This is a genomic window from Ruegeria sp. YTSA226 (genome assembly GCF_059609905.1).
The window spans coordinates 45,994-61,634 of record NZ_JBXWMQ010000014.1 but is presented as its reverse complement, the minus strand read 5'-3'; the positions used below and the strand labels follow the sequence as shown (position 1 = coordinate 61,634).

Genomic DNA, 15,641 nt, shown 5'->3' with positions numbered 1-15,641 from the left:
GACAACATTTCTTGGTGGGCGCAAGCCAGAGATTCAAATTTTCCATACAGAATGGTAAAACCGCCGATCAAGTTGGAGGCACCGCGAACGTTCCATACAGGCAAACCTAGAACTGATAGTTCAGGCCAAACCGCAAACCACGGTAACGGGGCGTCGATTTGGTCGTAAACCCGTTGTCAAATTCGACGGTTTCAGAATCGAACCGGACGTATTCATATTCCCCAGTGATCGACCAGTTCTCATTCAATTTGTGCTCGGCGCCAATGCTGGCCGAGAACCCTTTTCGACTGTCTTTATCCTGAAAGGACTGGGTTGTTGCCCCGGATGTAATCGAACTGGTCGTGGTTATATCGCCATGCACGTAACCAACGGAAATAAAGTATAACACTCTGCCACTTGGGTTTGTCAGACCGTTCCGGAAGCGAATTGAGATGACATCCGAAATCTCTGAACCGCCATTGACGACTGAGGTTCCGATCTGCGTCGACACTTCATCGTCCAGAGATCCGAAATCATAGCCCAACTCGACCCCATAGACGTAGTCACGCCCGCCTTTTGCGGGCAGAAGACCGCGCCAACCGCCCCGAATACCACCGTAACTGCCGGTGAGGTCCAATTCGCCGACAGCAAACGTATCTGTAGGCGTCGTCAGGCCAAAGCGGTCCGAGCCGCTGGTCGAATAGCCGGCTGTCAAGCCCAGATAGAAGGCGCTAACATCGCTGCCATAACGTGCTGACGATATTACCGGCGGTTCAGATAAATCCGGATCCAGATTCCCTGCGGCAGCGGAATTGAGTACCAGAAACAACGCGGCCATTGCGGGAAGGGCAACCCTGATATTAGACCCTGCACTAAATCTCAAATTTTTCACTCGCACCCTCCGTCATCCCGATCCGACACCAGGATCAGCACTGATATGCCGTTTCAGGAGGCGTTAGCCTAGGCCCCGAAAAAACCTGACTTTTCTCGGAACATAATTCCAAGTGATAAATCAAGGGTAAATCTTGGAAACAAATACCAGCGATGGTATCCGCATCACAGATAAAGGACGGGTCAGAGCAACTGCCCCGCCAGAGAATTCGCACCTGATCCGATGATCAAAACGTCCCGCAACGCGCCGATTTCCACATCCGCATCAGAGACGTGAACCGAATGAAGATATTCAGATTTTCCCACCATCTGTCCCGGCAACCGGCCGGTTTTTTCGAACAGAACGCGGACTTTGCGTCCAACCATGGCATCCTGAATTTCGCGTTGATGACGCGTGATCAATCCCTGCAGCCGCTGTAGGCGGTCATCCGCCACCCCAGGATCAACCTGAGACCGCTCGGCTGCGGGCGTTCCCGGGCGCGTCGAATACTTGAACGAATAGGCATAGCCGTATTTGACTTGCTCGACCAAATCCATGGTGGCCTGAAAATCTTCGTCGGTTTCTTCAGGGAACCCAACGATGAAATCACCAGACATGACAATATCCGGACGCGCAGCGCGGATACGCTCAATCAGACGCAAATAGCTTTCGGCTGTGTGACTGCGGTTCATCCGCTTCAGAATGCGATCCGAACCCGACTGGACCGGTAAATGAAGATAGGGCATCAGTTTTTCGCAGGTGCCGTGCGCCTCGATCAGGTCGTCGGCCATGTCGTTCGGGTGCGACGTGGTAAAGCGGATGCGCTCTAGCCCGTCGACCTTGTTCAACTCCCAAATCAGTCCCGCCAGCGTCATGTCGCCGTTCGGCCCAGCCCCGTGATAGGCGTTGACGTTCTGACCCAGCAGAGTGATCTCGCGCACGCCACGTTCGACCAGATCCTGTGCCTCGCGGATGATACGGTCCACCGGACGGCTGACTTCGGCGCCTCGGGTATAGGGCACGACACAAAAGGCACAGAATTTATCGCAGCCTTCCTGAACGGTCAGAAAAGCGGTGGGGCCACGTTTGGCTTTGGGACGATTCTTGAGCTTTTCGAACTTGTCCTCTTCGGGGAAATCCGTGTCCAGTGCCTTGGCGCCTTCGCGCGTCTTGGCTTCCATCTCAGGCAGACGGTGATAGCTTTGCGGGCCAACCACCAGATCGACCAGGGGCTGACGGCGCATGATTTCTTCGCCCTCGGCCTGCGCGACGCAGCCCGCGACCCCGATCTTGAGATCGGGTTTTTCGGCTTTCAACCCTTTGAAACGCCCCAGCTCGGAATAGACCTTTTCGGCTGCTTTTTCCCGGATGTGACAGGTGTTCAGCAGAATCATATCCGCGTCATCCGGGCTCTGGGTTTCGACATAGCCCTGCCCCCCCAGGGTCTCGGCCATACGCTCGCTGTCATAGACGTTCATCTGGCAACCATAGGTCTTGATGTACAGCTTTTTGGGTTCTGACATGGGGTTGGGCCTTTGCGTTCGCGGGATCGGCGTCATCTATACCCAACGAACGCCGCTTGCAATGCCAGCGCGATTACCCGATTTTGACCGAAAACTCCAGTTGGACGGGGCCGGACAGGCAATGCAGTACGACAGTCTCACTTCTTTCATTCAATCCGGCAAGGCCGCGTTGGCCAAAGGTCCGGTTGCGATGATCTTCGCCGAAGACGATGTCGAGATCGACGGCACCATCCGGCACCATCTGAACCTTGGCTTCAAGTCACTGATCGTGTTCATGCCCGAAGCCTTTACGCTGGATCCTGAACTGACCGAGCGTATCCACAGAGTGACACTGACCTGCGCACCAAGAACCGTTGTCTTTGACACGGTTAATCAGGTCATCCAGGCCGCTCCTGACCTTTGGATGTATTACTGCTATAACGCTGAATACCTGTTCTTCCCCTTCTGCGAAACGCGCACGATCGGCGAGTTACTGGCCTTTCACACCGAAGAACGCAGAAACGCCATGCTGACCCATGTAATCGACCTGTATGCTGATGACCTGGGCGCCTTTCCAAACGGGGTTGCCCCTGACCAAGCCATGCTGGACAGCACCGGGTATTACGCACATGCCCGACACAATGCCGAAGGACACCCGCTGGAAAGACAGCTGGACATATCCGGCGGTTTGCGCTGGCGGTTCGAAGATCACATCCCCTATGAACGCCGCCGTATCGACAGAATCGGGCTGTTCAAATCGCGAAATGATCTGTTGTTACTGCCTGACCACACGTTCAATGAGCCCGAGTACAACACCTATTCCTGCCCATGGCACCACAATCTGACGGCGGCGATCTGTTCCTTCCGCGCAGCCAAGGCGCTCAAAAGCAACGCGGGGTCGACCTTCGACATCCCCAGCTTCCGCTGGCGCAACTCAGCTCGGTTCCAGTGGTCATCCCAGCAGCTGCTGGAACTGGGGCTCATCGAATCGGGGCAGTGGTTCTAGGCAGTTCAGCGTCGCAGCAGAACCGGGAACCAATCTTCCCGCAAACGCTGCCCGGGCTGCATGTCGTGGCCCGGAAACGGAGGCGAAGTGCGCCCCGGACGTTCCACATATCGCGCATCCTCCCCAACCAACCGCAAGGAAAAAGCACGGCGGCGGCTGTCAGACTGGTTTCCACGCGCGCCATGCAGCGTACGGTAGTTGAAGGCAACCGCGTCACCGGGTTCCATTTCGAATTCAACCACCCTCATACCTTCGGCATCGGGGTCGGGAATGGGGATGTACTGGCCTTCATCCGCGAAAAACCCTTCTTCCGAGACCCAACGCGTGGGCAGAACCTCTTTCTCCCATCTATGTGAACCTGCCACACAACGAAGGGTGGCCTGTGTCACCGGGTCCAATGGCGACCAGAAACTGATCGTCTGACTGCCCTCGACGAAATAGTATGGCCCATCCTGGTGCCACGGCGTTGCCATCGACGTGCCTGGTTCTTTCACCAGAACATGGTCATGGAACATTTGTACGGTTTGCGACTGCATCAGATCCGCTGCGACCTCGGCTGCCGGTGAATTGTGGATCACGTTCTGGAACTGTTCGATACGCGACCAGTTGCAGTAATCATCAAAGAACAGACCGGTTTCGCCCTGTTTTTGGTTGTCCGACGCATATGGTCCGGGTTCAGCCATATTGGCCGCGATGCCGTCACGCAGCGTATCCACGTAGTCGGCGAACAAACCTTTGATCAGAACCACGCCGTCCTGTTGGTATGTGTCAATCATCTCTTGCGTAACCAGGGGGTGAGCCATCTGTGCCTCCGTTCGAATTTAACCTGAATTTGCTCATGAAATTTTCATCTATTCAAATAATATCTTTGAAATGTATAGTTAACCTTATGTTATACGTTACCCTACGCCAATATGAATATGTCTGCGCCATCGGACGGCATGGCAGCCTGTCTGCTGCAGCGTTGCATCTAAACGTTTCGCAACCAGCCCTGTCGAATGCGTTGACCCGGGTCGAAGACCAGTTGGGCTATCCGCTGTTTATCCGAAAGCGCGGAGCGGCCATGGCGCTGACACCGCAGGGACGCAGCTTTATTGAAAACGCCGAGGCCCTGCTAACACGTGCCGCACGTTTGGAAAATTCTGGTACAGACAGGACCGCAACCACGCGCCTGCGTCTGGGCTGTTTCGACGACCTCGCGCCTTTCCTGCTGGCAAAGGCTCTGCATAGCCTGCGACAGAACATGCCCGAAGTTGATATCACGTATCGCGTAGACGAATTTCAGGGCCTAATTTCCGGCCTCGTCAATGGTGAGATCGACCTTGCCTTGACTTATGGTCTGACACTGGATGCGGCTTTTTCCACCACCACCTTGTTCACCAATCGACCAATCGCGGTTATGATAAAAGGCCACCCCTTGGCCAATCGGGCGCAGGTATCATTGCAGGATGTCGTGGCCTACCCCCTGATCCTGTCGAACGAGGGACTATCTGCGCAGCATTTCCTGAGTCTCTTCCGTCAACTTGGGCAGAACCCCAATGTCGCACATCGGGCCGCGTCGCCCGAGATCCAACGCAGCCTCGCGGCGCATGGCGAAGGCGTTGCCATCAGCTATGCCAACATTCCTGCCAAGACCAGCTATGACGGGATGCCGTTGGTCAGCATACCTGTGTCAGATGAAATCGCAGCAGAACCCGTTGTTGTGGCACGGCATGGAACAGGCCCTATGGATCCGCATAGCGAAAAGGCACAGCACATCCTGACCGGACTGATGACGTAAATTTACTTTTTACGCAGACGGATCACAACGTCGACTGACGCGATCTCAACCCCTTCAGGCGCGTCGGGCAGTCGCTGGATGACCAGCTGTTCGGACGGAGCATCGCTGAGCCGGCCCTCATCTTCCCAATAGAAATGCGGATGATCATGCGTGTTGGTGTCGAAATAGCTTTTCGATCCGTCAACGGTAATTTCTTGCAGAACCCCGGCATCGCAAAAGGCGCGCAACGTGTTGTAAACCGTCGCCAGAGAAACAGCATCTCCGTTCTGTTTGGCCGATTCAAACAGGCTTTCGGCGGTGACGTGGCGATGGCGGCCATCACCGACCAGCAGCTCTGCCAATGCTACGCGCTGACGCGTCGGACGCAATCCGGCGTGAACCAACCAACCTGTGGCTATGCTCTGGCAATCTGCTGTCATCAGTCCAATACCAATTTGTTGCTGAGGTATATATAAGTGCTGTAGTCAGGTAATTTCAAATGAATTTCATTCGCAGAGAATAATGTAAACACAACATGATGTAGGCCACTGCTCTTGCAGGACCTTGCATACGGGTGCTAGACGAGACCAAATTAGATGGAAAGACCCCTGGCAGGAGAGGCGCAGAATGGCCCAATTCCCAAGCAGCTTTGACAAGGACGATCTGCTGAAATGCGCCCGCGGCGAACTATTCGGCCCCGGGAACGCACAGTTGCCCGCCCCGCCGATGTTGATGATGGATCGGATCACCGAGATTTCGGCCGATGGTGGCGCCCATGGCAAAGGTCATATTCTCGCTGAATTCGACATTACGCCCGACCTTTGGTTCTTTGATTGCCATTTCCCCGGCAACCCGATCATGCCCGGCTGCTTGGGCCTGGACGGTTTGTGGCAGCTGACCGGATTCAACCTGGGCTGGCGCGGCTGGCAAGGGCGCGGCATGGCCGTTGGAGTGGGCGAGGTCAAGCTGACAGGTATGGTACGCCCGGACCGCAAGATGCTGACCTATAAAATCGACTTCAAGAAAGCGATCCAGACCCGCCGCCTGACTATGGGTGTCGCAGATGGTATCGTCGAAGCCGACGGTGAGATGATTTACGATGTCAAGGACATGAAAGTAGTTCTGTCCGAAGCCTGAGCCTGACCGGCCCCAAATAAGGAGCACGCACATGCGTCGAGTAGTTGTCACCGGCTTGGGAGTTGTCTCTTCCATCGGGAACAATGCCGAAGAGGTTCTGACCTCACTCAAGGCCGGCAAGTCCGGCATCGTGGCCAATGACCAGATGGTCGAACATGGCTTTCGCAGCCAGATCGCCGGGTCGCTCAAAATCGACGTTAGCGAACATGTGGACAAGCGCACCCTGCGCTTTATGGGTCCCGGAGCGGCCTATGCGCATATCGCGATGAGCCAGGCGATTGCCGATTCAGGATTGACCGAAGACCAGGTTGCCAACCCACGTACCGGCCTTGTCGCCGGATCGGGCGGACCGTCGACCAGCGCCATGCTGACTGCGCATCAGACCGTTCTGAAAAACGGCGCGACCAAGCGGATCGGCCCGTTTGCAGTTCCTAAATGCATGTGCTCAACCATTTCGGCCAACCTTGCGACCGCCTTCAAGATCAAGGGCATCAATTACTCGATCACTTCGGCCTGTTCGACCTCGTTGCATTGCATCGGCAATGCCGCAGAGCAGATCATGATGGGCAAACAAGATATAATGTTCGCGGGCGGCGGGGAAGAGCTGGACTGGACCTTGTCCTGTCTGTTCGATGCAATGGGTGCCATGTCGTCGAAATACAACGATACGCCCGAAAAAGCTTCTCGTGCATTCGACCAAGACCGCGACGGGTTCGTGATATCCGGCGGAGGCGGTATTGTCGTGCTGGAAGATCTGGAACACGCATTGGCACGCGGCGCCAAAATCTATGCTGAAGTGACGGGTTTTGCAGCAACCTCCGACGGTCACGACATGGTAGCCCCCTCTGGCGAAGGTGGCGAACGCGCCATGCGTCTGGCGCTGGACACCCTGCCCGAAGGCCGCAAGGTCGACTACATCAATGCCCATGGCACCTCGACCCCGGTCGGAGATGTCGGCGAAGTCGAAGCTGTGCGCCGTATTTTTGGCGAGGGAAGCGTGCCGCCGATTTCCTCGACCAAGTCGATGACAGGTCACGCACAAGGTGCGGCTGGCGCGCTGGAGGCTATTTTCTGCCTTTTGATGCTGGAACATGATTTTATAACGCCGTCGATCAACGTCGACACGCTTGCCGAGGGCATCCAGCCCGGAGAAATTGCAACTCAGCTAGTTGAAAATGCAGGTTTGGACAGCGTCATGACCAACAGCTTCGGCTTTGGTGGGACGAACGGGTCCATGGTTCTTTCAAAGTATAACGGGTGAATGGAATGTCAGATCTAATGAAAGGCAAACGCGGCCTCGTTATGGGCGTGGCGAATGACCGTTCGATCGCATGGGGCATCGCAAAGGCCATGCACGAAGCGGGCGCTGAATTGGCATTCACCTATCAGGGCGAGGCATTCGGAAAGCGGCTGGAACCGCTGGCGCAGAGCCTTGGCAGCGATTTCATGGTCGATGCGGACGTCACTGATGACGAGTCGCTGGATCGTGCCTTTGACGAGTTGGCCCAGCGCTGGCCGACCATTGATTTTGTGGTCCACGCCATCGCCTATTCCGACAAGTCCGAGCTTACAGGCCGGTTCCTGGACACCAGCCGGGCGAATTTCAAGAATTCGATGGATATTTCGGCCTATTCGCTGATCGAAGTGGCCCGCCGCGCCTATCCGATGATGAAAGAAAACGGCGGTACGATCCTGACGCTGACCTATCAGGGGTCTAACCGGGTTGTGCCCAACTACAACGTAATGGGTGTGGCCAAAGCTGCGCTGGAATCAGCGACCCGTTATCTGGCCAACGATCTTGGACCTGACGGAATCCGGGTGAACGCAATCTCTCCGGGTCCGATGAAAACTCTGGCCGGTGCGGCCATCGGTGGGGCCCGCAAGACCTTCAAGTTCTGCGACCAGAACGCACCGATGCGCAGCAATGCCACGCTTGAGGCTGTCGGCGGCACCGCGGTTTATCTGGCTTCGGATGCGGGAGCATGCACCTCGGGCGAAGTTATTCGTGTTGATGGTGGCTTCCACGTTCTGGGAATGCCTCAACCGGACCATATGTGACCATTTCTTTCCCTGTCAGTGCCAAGATTTGACCATCTTTCGCAGGCAGGGATAATTGCATGAACAAAGCAGAGCAAATCATCGCCAGCAGCAAGCGGGTTTCCCGCCGAAAACCGGGTTTTCTGGGGTTTAGAGGCCGCGTCGCCTTGATGACCCTAACAATGCTGCTGATGCTGTTTGTATTCTTCACTCAGCCGCATGTACGCGAGATCTTTGCATCATGGACCAGCCTGTTTTCAGGCTGATCCAGATCACGAAACTCAATTCACCGAAACCACTTCGATTTCGAAAATCAGGTCCCTTCCGGCCAGAGGATGGTTCGCGTCCAGCGTGACGGTCACCTCATCAGCCTCGACAACAGTTACCGGCAATGCGTGCCCTTCGGGCGTTTGCATCTGTAACTGGGTGCCGGGTTCAAGCGGGATGTCGTCCGGAATACCTTCGCGTGGAATGCTCTGGCGCATTTCGGGATTGATCGGCCCATAAGCATCAACGCAGGCGATCTCGACACGTTTTTTGTCCCCGGCCACCAGACCAGGCATAGCACTGTCCAATCCGGGAATAATCTGCCCGGACCCCACCTCGAATTCCAGTGGATCGCGCCCTTGTGAACTGTCAAAGACATTCCCGTCCTGCAACGTACCGGTATAGTGGATGCAAACTGTGTCGCCCTGTTTTATCGCTGTCATTTTGGCCTCCGGCCGATAAAAAATTGAGCGGTCAAACCTAGGCAATGAAGCAACATTGTAAACCCTTAGCACTTTTGCAAACCTGCACCGAATGAACGGAGGGGAATTGATGCCGATCACAACCTGCATTTTTGATGCATACGGCACGTTGTTCGATGTGGCCGCAGCCGCAAGGCAAGCTGCATCAGAACCCGGCTTTGAGGCGTTACAGCAGAAATGGCCGGATCTGGCCAATCACTGGCGCCTGAAACAGTTGCAATACACCTGGCTGCGTGCGGTGGCCGATGCACATGCAGATTTCTGGGACGTCACCCAGGACGGTCTGGATTGGGCACTAGAGGCAACGGGGCTGGACCAGCACCCTGCCCTACGCCAGCGCCTGCTTGATCTCTACTGGGAATTACAGGCCTATCCCGAGGTTCCCGAAATGCTGGCCACCCTGAAAGCCGGCGGGATGCAGACTGCGATCTTGTCGAACGGATCACCGCCGATGCTGGATGGTGCGGTTCAATCCGCAGGTATAAGCGGCGTTCTGGATGATATTCTGTCGGTCGAAAGCGTCGGCGTCTTCAAACCGCATGCCAAGGTTTACGATCTGGTCGCGCAGAGGTTCGGCTGCGAGCGCGACGAAGTCTTGTTCGTCAGCTCAAATGGCTGGGACGCGGCGGGGGCCAGTGGCTATGGTTTCGTCACCGCCTGGGTCAACCTTGCGAACGAACCAATGGATCGGTTGCCATGGCAGCCAACGCATGTACTGTCCGACCTGACCTCCATTCCGGAACTTGCAGGACTCTGATGCCCTTTTTTTCGACCAACGACGGCAAACGCCTCTATTTCGAAGACACCGGCAGCGGCAAGCCGGTCCTGTGTCTGGCTGGCCTTACCCGAAACAGCCGGGATTTCTCATTTCTTGCCCCGCACATAACCGATTGGCGGATGATCGCGATGGATTATCGCGGGCGCGGGCAATCCGAGCATGACTCGGATCACGGGAACTATAGCCTGTTACGCGAATCTCAAGACGTGATTGATCTGCTGGATCATCTTGGCCTGGATCAGGTGACCGTGATTGGGACCTCACGTGGAGGCCTGATCGCGATGACCTTGGCCACCACCCACCCAAAGCGGCTGGCGGCTGTTGTGCTCAATGATGTTGGTCCGGTCTTTAACCCATCGGGCATCGCCAAAATAATGGAATATGTCGGCAAGCAACCGGTCTCGAAAACCTATGACGAGGCCGCGCAGGCGCTTCAGCACATGATGGGCCCGCAGTTTCCAGGGATTTCGCTGGAAAGATGGCGGCAGATGGCTGAATTTCAAAATCAGGAAACGACAGAGGGTTTGACCCTGCGCTATGATCCGGCCCTGCGCACAGCGCTGCTGGAACAGGCCGCAGCCGGGGCAATCCCGGATATGTGGATATTCTTCGAGGCCCTGCACGACATCCCAACGGGTGTCATTCGCGGTGAAAATTCCGATCTTCTGAGCGCGCAGACATTGGCCGAGATGCAGAACCGGCATCCAGGGTTGATCTCGGCTACCGTGCCCGATCGCGGACACGTGCCGTTTCTGGACGAACCTCAATCATTGGGCGTTATTCGCAAAGTACTGGACGCGGCATGAGCACACTTGAAATGATCGAAGCCGCAGCCCTGCGTCTGCAAGGGCACGTCAGAGAAACACCAATCCTGACCTCTCCGTTTTTGGATGAAATCGCGGGTCGCCGCGTGTTGGTAAAACCGGAATGCCTGCAGCACACCGGCAGTTTCAAGTTTCGCGGGGCGTGGTCGGCCATTTCGGGCCTCAGTGAAGCAGACCGAAAGAAAGGTGTGATCGCCTATTCCTCGGGCAATCATGCTCAGGGCGTGGCTTATGCCGCCGCACAGCATGGTATTTCGGCTGTTATCATCATGCCCTCGGATGCCCCAAAGCTCAAAATCGACAACACGCGCGCTCTGGGGGCCGAGGTGGTTCTGTATGACCGCTCCAATGAAAGCCGCGAAGAAATCGGGGAGGCCGTGGCGGCCAAGCGTGGCTTGACCCTGATCCGCCCCTATGATGAACCGCTGGTGATAGCCGGGCAAGGAACAACCGGGCTGGAAATCGCGCGCCAGGCGGCTGCTCTGGGTGTGGAACAGGCCGATGTGCTGGTCTGTTGCGGCGGCGGGGGGCTGACCTCGGGTATTGCGCTTGCGCTCGAGGGGCACGCACCCGGTCTGCGCGCTCGCCCCTGCGAGCCCGAAGGGTTTGACGACGTCAAACGCTCGTTGGCACTGGGACGAATACAGAACAACGCGGCCACATCTGGCAATATCTGCGACGCCATTCTGACCCCGCAACCCGGCGACATCACCTTTCCGATCCTGCAACGGCTGTGCGGTCCCGGCCTGTCTGTGACCGAAGAAGAGGCGATGCGCGCCATGGCTTTGGCCTTTCTGCGCCTGAAGATCGTGCTGGAACCGGGCGGTGCGGTTTCCCTGGCCGCAGCGTTGTTTCGCAGGTCCGAAATTCAAGGAGACGCCGTTATCATTGTCGCATCGGGTGGCAATGCGGACCCGGACGTCTTTGCCAAAGCTATGGAGTTCCTGACCTGACAACCGCCGTCGGTTCCGGCAGCGTGTCAGTTCAGCATGCAAAGACAAAGGATTTTTATGCAGATAGCTGACCTTGGGGATGTACAGCTTCATTACCGGATCGACGGCGCCCCACAAGGCGCGCCGATCGTATTCGCGAACTCGCTGGGCACCGATCTGCGCCTGTGGGATGCGATGCTGCCATACCTGCCTGATGGGCTGCGAGTCATTCGATACGACAAACGCGGGCATGGCCTGTCCTCGGCGCCTCAGGCGCCCTATTCGATGGGGGCGCTGATCCGCGATGCCGAAGGCCTTCTGGATCACCTAAAGGTCCGAGATTGCGTTTTTGTCGGTCTGTCCATCGGCGGGATGATTGCGCAGGGTCTGGCCGTCAAACGCCTGGATTTGATTCGCGGGCTGGTTCTATCAAATACAGCGGCCAAAATAGCCACCCCCGCGATTTGGGCGGACCGTATGGAAGCCGTCCGGATCGGCGGCATCGAAATGCTAGCCGACGCAACTATGGAGCGCTGGTTCTCGCGGGCATTCCACGCGTCGCCCCAGCACCTGCTATGGCGCAACATGATGGTGCGGCAACCTGTTGAAGGCTATCTGGGATGTTGCGCCGCCATTTCCGGAACCGATTTTTACACGCCAACAAGTGGCCTGCGTTTGCCGACTTTGGGCATTGCGGGCAGTGAGGATGGCTCTACCCCGCCGGATCTAGTAAAAGAAACCATTGATCTTATTCCCGGTGCCCGTTTCGAATTGATACGCAAAGCGGGCCATCTGCCCTGCGTCGAACAACCCATTGAATACGCGGCCCTACTAAAAGACTTTTTGACTGGCATCGGTCATATCTGAAGGAGCATTGCTTTGGCGGATTTTCTGTTGGTCCATGGCTCATGCCATGGTGCCTGGTGTTGGAGAGATTTGATCCCAGCACTTGAAACACGCGGCCATTCGGTCCGCGCAATTGATATGCCCAGCCACGGATCTGACCCGACGTCGATCGACCAGGTGACCCTGGACAGTTGCCGGAACGCCGTTCTGGCTGCGAGCAGATCGGATACGATCATCGTCGGCCATTCTTGGGGGGGATACCCCATTAGTGCCGCCGCCGAATTGAGACCGGATGCGATGCGCGGACTTGTTTTCCTGTCCGCCTACGTCCCCGAGAACGGATTGTCGATGGTCGAGATGCGCCGGAAATCACCGCGGCAAACAATAGTTGATGCCGTCGAAAAATCGACTGACGGGCTGTCCTATACGGTCAAACCCGATAGCGTGAAGGCCTTGTTTTACCACGACTGCCCGGAAGAGGTCCTGCTTTATGCGCTGGCTCGGCTTTGCCCGCAGGCCATTGCACCTCAGGAGACACGGCTTACCCTGACAGCACATTTTCAGGATATGCCCAAAGCATATATCCGAACACTCGACGACCATACCATCCCGCCTGAATACCAGCACATCATGAGCCTCAGCATGCCCGAGGGAATGCGCCATTCCATCCAAAGCTCTCATTCGCCATTCTTTTCGCACCCTGAAAAACTGGCCGATCTATTGGACGACATCGCGCAGGGCTTTGATACTCTTGACTGATCTGCGAAATCTTGCGGCTTTCCTCTGAACCTGACCCCCGATAGGGTGCCCGAAACTTTCTTTGTCGGTTCCCATGCGCTTACCTTTCCTGTTTGTTCTTGCCACTGTCATGATTGATGCAATGGGGATTGGCCTTGTGCTGCCCATTATGCCCGAGCTCATTATTGATGTTCAGGGTGGTACGCTGGCCAGCGCGGCGATCTGGGGCGGCGTCCTAAGCACCGCTTTTGCAGCGATGCAATTTATCTTTGGACCGATCCTGGGCAACCTGTCTGACGCTTTCGGGCGCAGGGGTGTATTGTTGGTATCGCTGTTTGTTATGTCGCTGGACTATGTGGTCATGGCGCTTGCTGGCAGTATTTGGCTATTACTTGCCGGTCGGATCGTCGGCGGGATCACAGCCGCAACTCATTCCACCGCCGCGGCGTTCATGGCGGATGTGTCGAAACCCCACGAAAAAGCTGCGAACTTCGGTCTGTTAGGGGCGGCATTCGGGGTTGGCTTTGTCTTGGGTCCGGTCATCGGCGGATTGCTGAGCGAATATGGAACACGTGCGCCCTTCTGGGCTGCCGCAGCGCTTTCGGCCATAACATTCGGCGTCGGTTTGATGGTGATGCCTGAAACGGTGACCGATAAGAACCGGCGCCCGTTCAGCCTGCGCCGCGCTAACCCCGTGAATTCATTGCGTGCCATCGCGGCGCTGCCGGGAATCCGTCCGATGTTGTGGGTCTATTTCCTCTATTCAGTCTCAATCTACGTCTATCCGGCCATTTGGGCCTATTTCACCGCCGAGCGTTTTGGATGGTCACCCCAGATGATTGGTGTGTCGCTGGGTCTTTATGGAATTGGAATGGCCGCGGTTCAGGGCGGATTGATACGCCCCGCCACACGTTTTCTCGGCGAACGCGTAACAATCCTTCTCGGGATGGTGTTCGAGATTGTCAGCTTTCTGCTTCTGGCTTTTCTGACTAATGGAATAATCGCGCTGATGCTGATCCCGATCACGGCTATCGGCGCAGTCGCAACCCCGGCAATCCAGGCTCTGGCCTCGCGCGCAACACCAGATTCGCAACAAGGAGAGCTTCAGGGCGTGCTAACTTCACTGCACGCGCTTTCCATGGTGATTTCCCCTGTGGTCATGAGCAGCGTATTTGCCTGGTTCGCAAAGCCCGGCTCCGCCATCTATTTTCCCGGCGCGCCGTTTCTTCTGGCCATGTGCCTTATGATTGTCGGCCTTATCCTCTTTTACAGATCTCGCCCCATTTCTGCATAACAACGACATGACGATGACGGTTTCGGCCTTGCAGGTCATTCCGAACCGCGCCACCGTGATTAAAACCGAATACGAGGACATCATGCAATCCATCAAGGCGGCCGTATGTCGGGCATTCGACAAACCCCTGGTCATAGAAGACGTGCTGATCGCCCCGCCCGCCGCCGGCGAAGTCGAGGTCACCCTGGATGCGGTTGCGATCTGCCATTCCGACATTTCTTTCGCCAGCGGCGCCTGGGGTGGATTCCTGCCCGCTGTTTATGGCCATGAGGCCGCGGGTGTGATCACCGCAACGGGCGGCATGACCGAAGGGTTCGAGGTTGGCGATTCCGTCGTGGTGACGCTGATCCGTGCATGCGGTTCCTGCCCCTCCTGCGCGGGTGGCAAGCCAACCTTATGTGAAACACCCCACGACACTGTAAAAGGTCCGTTGCGCACCGCTGACGGGGGCCCGCTGGAGCAAGCAATGGCGTGCGGGGCTTTTGCCGAAAAAGTCGTGGTCAGCCACCGGCAGATCGTGAGAGTTCCCGAGGCCCTGCCAAAGGATGTGGCCAGTCTGCTGTCTTGCGGGGTAATCACCGGTGTGGGCGCTGCCGTGAATGCCGCCGGTCTGCGCCCGGGTCAGGATGTCGTCGTGATCGGGGCCGGAGGCGTTGGCCTGAACGCCATACAAGGCGCACGGATTGCGGGTGCCCGGCGTATCGTTGCGGTCGACATGACCGAGGACAAACTGGCCATTGCAAAGGAATTTGGTGCAACCCACGGCGTTCTGGCCACTTTGGACGCACCATGGAAGGCAGCTTACCGCGCACTTGGCGGTCGAGGGGCCGATGCCGTGCTGATCACAGTCGGTGCAATCCCGGCCTATGACCAGGCCGCTCGCTATCTTGGCCGAGGCGGTAAGGCCATCATGATCGGGATGCCCCATTCCGGCGACATGGCAAGCTATGAACCTGTTGTCCTGGCCGCACTTGGTCAGGGGCTGATCGGGTCAAAGATGGGGGATGTGGTGATCCAACGTGATATTCCCTGGATGATCGACCTGTATGAACAGGGGCGGCTGAGGCTGGATGAACTGATCTCGGGCCGCTGGTCCTTGTCGCAAATCAACGAGGCGATTGCGGATACCAAAACCGGATCGGCCAAACGAAACGTCATCATGTTTGACAGGGCCTAAGCAGCCCCGGCT

Annotated in this window: 18 protein-coding genes; 13 read left to right on the top strand and 5 right to left on the bottom strand. The window is 56.6% G+C overall.

Going from position 1 to position 15,641, the window contains the following annotated elements:
- Positions 1 to 106 precede the first annotated feature (106 nt).
- Together AC2FFF_RS15750 and miaB are read right to left on the bottom strand one after the other, a co-directional pair.
- Positions 107 to 817, bottom strand: a complete 711-nt coding sequence (locus AC2FFF_RS15750) for an outer membrane protein (protein ID WP_281973462.1) — start codon at positions 815 to 817, stop codon at positions 107 to 109.
- A gap of 236 nt (positions 818 to 1,053) precedes the next feature.
- Positions 1,054 to 2,373, bottom strand: coding sequence for a tRNA (N6-isopentenyl adenosine(37)-C2)-methylthiotransferase MiaB (gene miaB / locus AC2FFF_RS15745; protein WP_281973461.1), 1,320 nt, complete (start codon positions 2,371 to 2,373; stop codon positions 1,054 to 1,056).
- Between the two features lie 121 nt (positions 2,374 to 2,494).
- Between miaB and AC2FFF_RS15740 the strand changes: the two genes are divergently transcribed.
- Positions 2,495 to 3,358: a glycosyltransferase family protein gene (locus tag AC2FFF_RS15740; protein WP_281973482.1), complete on the top strand. Its 864-nt coding sequence runs from the start codon at positions 2,495 to 2,497 to the stop codon at positions 3,356 to 3,358.
- A gap of 5 nt (positions 3,359 to 3,363) precedes the next feature.
- Here AC2FFF_RS15740 and AC2FFF_RS15735 read toward each other — a convergent pair whose 3' ends face one another.
- Positions 3,364 to 4,161: a phytanoyl-CoA dioxygenase family protein gene (locus AC2FFF_RS15735; RefSeq protein WP_271951572.1), complete on the bottom strand. Its 798-nt coding sequence runs from the start codon at positions 4,159 to 4,161 to the stop codon at positions 3,364 to 3,366.
- An 86-nt stretch (positions 4,162 to 4,247) separates the two neighbouring features.
- Here AC2FFF_RS15735 and AC2FFF_RS15730 point away from each other — a divergent pair, with 86 nt between their 5' ends.
- Entirely contained in the window at positions 4,248 to 5,138 is an 891-nt protein-coding gene (locus tag AC2FFF_RS15730) for a LysR family transcriptional regulator (RefSeq protein ID WP_281973460.1), read from the top strand.
- Positions 5,139 to 5,140: 2 nt separating this feature from the next.
- Here AC2FFF_RS15730 and irrA read toward each other — a convergent pair whose 3' ends face one another.
- Positions 5,141 to 5,557: an iron response transcriptional regulator IrrA gene (irrA, locus tag AC2FFF_RS15725; RefSeq protein WP_142639421.1), complete on the bottom strand. Its 417-nt coding sequence runs from the start codon at positions 5,555 to 5,557 to the stop codon at positions 5,141 to 5,143.
- Between the two features lie 187 nt (positions 5,558 to 5,744).
- Between irrA and fabA the strand changes: the two genes are divergently transcribed.
- Genes fabA through AC2FFF_RS15705 form a run of 4 tightly spaced genes read left to right on the top strand, consistent with a single transcriptional unit; the run spans position 5,745 to position 8,557 of the window.
- Positions 5,745 to 6,254, top strand: coding sequence for a bifunctional 3-hydroxydecanoyl-ACP dehydratase/trans-2-decenoyl-ACP isomerase (gene fabA, locus AC2FFF_RS15720; RefSeq protein WP_142639419.1), 510 nt, complete (start codon positions 5,745 to 5,747; stop codon positions 6,252 to 6,254).
- 31 nt (positions 6,255 to 6,285) lie between these two features.
- Positions 6,286 to 7,515 carry a beta-ketoacyl-ACP synthase I gene (gene fabB, locus AC2FFF_RS15715; protein ID WP_281973459.1) on the top strand — a complete coding sequence of 410 codons (1,230 nt, stop codon included), beginning with the start codon at positions 6,286 to 6,288 and terminating at the stop codon, positions 7,513 to 7,515.
- 5 nt (positions 7,516 to 7,520) lie between these two features.
- Positions 7,521 to 8,312 carry an enoyl-ACP reductase FabI gene (locus AC2FFF_RS15710; protein WP_271951566.1) on the top strand — a complete coding sequence of 264 codons (792 nt, stop codon included), beginning with the start codon at positions 7,521 to 7,523 and terminating at the stop codon, positions 8,310 to 8,312.
- Between the two features lie 59 nt (positions 8,313 to 8,371).
- The gene (locus AC2FFF_RS15705) at positions 8,372 to 8,557 is read left to right on the top strand and encodes a hypothetical protein (protein WP_142639413.1); all 186 of its coding nucleotides are present in this window, start codon (positions 8,372 to 8,374) and stop codon (positions 8,555 to 8,557) included.
- Positions 8,558 to 8,572: 15 nt separating this feature from the next.
- Here the strand turns inward: AC2FFF_RS15705 and AC2FFF_RS15700 are convergent, their stop codons facing one another.
- Complete coding sequence (locus AC2FFF_RS15700; RefSeq protein ID WP_281973458.1) at positions 8,573 to 9,001, bottom strand: FKBP-type peptidyl-prolyl cis-trans isomerase; 429 nt, start codon at positions 8,999 to 9,001, stop codon at positions 8,573 to 8,575.
- Positions 9,002 to 9,110: 109 nt separating this feature from the next.
- On the opposite strand from AC2FFF_RS15700, the gene AC2FFF_RS15695 reads away from it, so the two are divergent.
- The 7 genes from AC2FFF_RS15695 to AC2FFF_RS15665 all read left to right on the top strand — a co-directional run bounded on the left by AC2FFF_RS15695 (position 9,111) and on the right by AC2FFF_RS15665 (position 15,629).
- A complete protein-coding gene (locus AC2FFF_RS15695; RefSeq protein ID WP_281973457.1) occupies positions 9,111 to 9,797 on the top strand; it encodes a haloacid dehalogenase type II in 687 nt (228 codons plus the stop codon).
- Positions 9,797 to 10,624 (top strand): alpha/beta fold hydrolase, encoded by an 828-nt coding sequence (locus AC2FFF_RS15690; RefSeq protein ID WP_281973456.1) that lies wholly within the window; start codon positions 9,797 to 9,799, stop codon positions 10,622 to 10,624. The genes AC2FFF_RS15695 and AC2FFF_RS15690 overlap by 1 nt, the downstream gene beginning before the upstream one ends.
- A complete protein-coding gene (locus AC2FFF_RS15685) occupies positions 10,621 to 11,595 on the top strand; it encodes a threonine ammonia-lyase (RefSeq protein ID WP_281973455.1) in 975 nt (324 codons plus the stop codon). The genes AC2FFF_RS15690 and AC2FFF_RS15685 overlap by 4 nt, the downstream gene beginning before the upstream one ends.
- Positions 11,596 to 11,652: 57 nt before the next feature.
- Positions 11,653 to 12,441 (top strand): 3-oxoadipate enol-lactonase, encoded by a 789-nt coding sequence (pcaD, locus tag AC2FFF_RS15680; protein ID WP_281973454.1) that lies wholly within the window; start codon positions 11,653 to 11,655, stop codon positions 12,439 to 12,441.
- Positions 12,442 to 12,453: 12 nt separating this feature from the next.
- Positions 12,454 to 13,179 carry an alpha/beta fold hydrolase gene (locus AC2FFF_RS15675; RefSeq protein WP_281973453.1) on the top strand — a complete coding sequence of 242 codons (726 nt, stop codon included), beginning with the start codon at positions 12,454 to 12,456 and terminating at the stop codon, positions 13,177 to 13,179.
- A gap of 73 nt (positions 13,180 to 13,252) precedes the next feature.
- Positions 13,253 to 14,452, top strand: a complete 1,200-nt coding sequence (locus tag AC2FFF_RS15670) for a TCR/Tet family MFS transporter (protein WP_281973452.1) — start codon at positions 13,253 to 13,255, stop codon at positions 14,450 to 14,452.
- Between the two features lie 82 nt (positions 14,453 to 14,534).
- Positions 14,535 to 15,629: a zinc-binding dehydrogenase gene (locus AC2FFF_RS15665; RefSeq protein WP_281973481.1), complete on the top strand. Its 1,095-nt coding sequence runs from the start codon at positions 14,535 to 14,537 to the stop codon at positions 15,627 to 15,629.
- Positions 15,630 to 15,641 lie beyond the last annotated feature (12 nt).

Bases quoted from the DNA above. Each gene is read 5' to 3' on its own strand.
- AC2FFF_RS15750 (WP_281973462.1), bottom strand. From the start codon at position 817: ATGGCCGCGTTGTTTCTGGTACTCAATTCCGCTGCCGCAGGGAATCTG.
- pcaD (WP_281973454.1), top strand. From the start codon at position 11,653: ATGCAGATAGCTGACCTTGGGGATGTACAGCTTCATTACCGGATCGAC.
- fabB (WP_281973459.1), top strand. From the start codon at position 6,286: ATGCGTCGAGTAGTTGTCACCGGCTTGGGAGTTGTCTCTTCCATCGGG.
- AC2FFF_RS15700 (WP_281973458.1), bottom strand. From the start codon at position 9,001: ATGACAGCGATAAAACAGGGCGACACAGTTTGCATCCACTATACCGGT.
- AC2FFF_RS15665 (WP_281973481.1), top strand. From the start codon at position 14,535: ATGCAATCCATCAAGGCGGCCGTATGTCGGGCATTCGACAAACCCCTG.
- irrA (WP_142639421.1), bottom strand. From the start codon at position 5,557: ATGACAGCAGATTGCCAGAGCATAGCCACAGGTTGGTTGGTTCACGCC.
- AC2FFF_RS15730 (WP_281973460.1), top strand. From the start codon at position 4,248: ATGTTATACGTTACCCTACGCCAATATGAATATGTCTGCGCCATCGGA.
- AC2FFF_RS15695 (WP_281973457.1), top strand. From the start codon at position 9,111: ATGCCGATCACAACCTGCATTTTTGATGCATACGGCACGTTGTTCGAT.
- AC2FFF_RS15735 (WP_271951572.1), bottom strand. From the start codon at position 4,161: ATGGCTCACCCCCTGGTTACGCAAGAGATGATTGACACATACCAACAG.
- AC2FFF_RS15690 (WP_281973456.1), top strand. From the start codon at position 9,797: ATGCCCTTTTTTTCGACCAACGACGGCAAACGCCTCTATTTCGAAGAC.
- AC2FFF_RS15670 (WP_281973452.1), top strand. From the start codon at position 13,253: ATGCGCTTACCTTTCCTGTTTGTTCTTGCCACTGTCATGATTGATGCA.
- miaB (WP_281973461.1), bottom strand. From the start codon at position 2,373: ATGTCAGAACCCAAAAAGCTGTACATCAAGACCTATGGTTGCCAGATG.
- AC2FFF_RS15705 (WP_142639413.1), top strand. From the start codon at position 8,372: ATGAACAAAGCAGAGCAAATCATCGCCAGCAGCAAGCGGGTTTCCCGC.
- AC2FFF_RS15685 (WP_281973455.1), top strand. From the start codon at position 10,621: ATGAGCACACTTGAAATGATCGAAGCCGCAGCCCTGCGTCTGCAAGGG.
- AC2FFF_RS15740 (WP_281973482.1), top strand. From the start codon at position 2,495: ATGCAGTACGACAGTCTCACTTCTTTCATTCAATCCGGCAAGGCCGCG.
- fabA (WP_142639419.1), top strand. From the start codon at position 5,745: ATGGCCCAATTCCCAAGCAGCTTTGACAAGGACGATCTGCTGAAATGC.
- AC2FFF_RS15710 (WP_271951566.1), top strand. From the start codon at position 7,521: ATGTCAGATCTAATGAAAGGCAAACGCGGCCTCGTTATGGGCGTGGCG.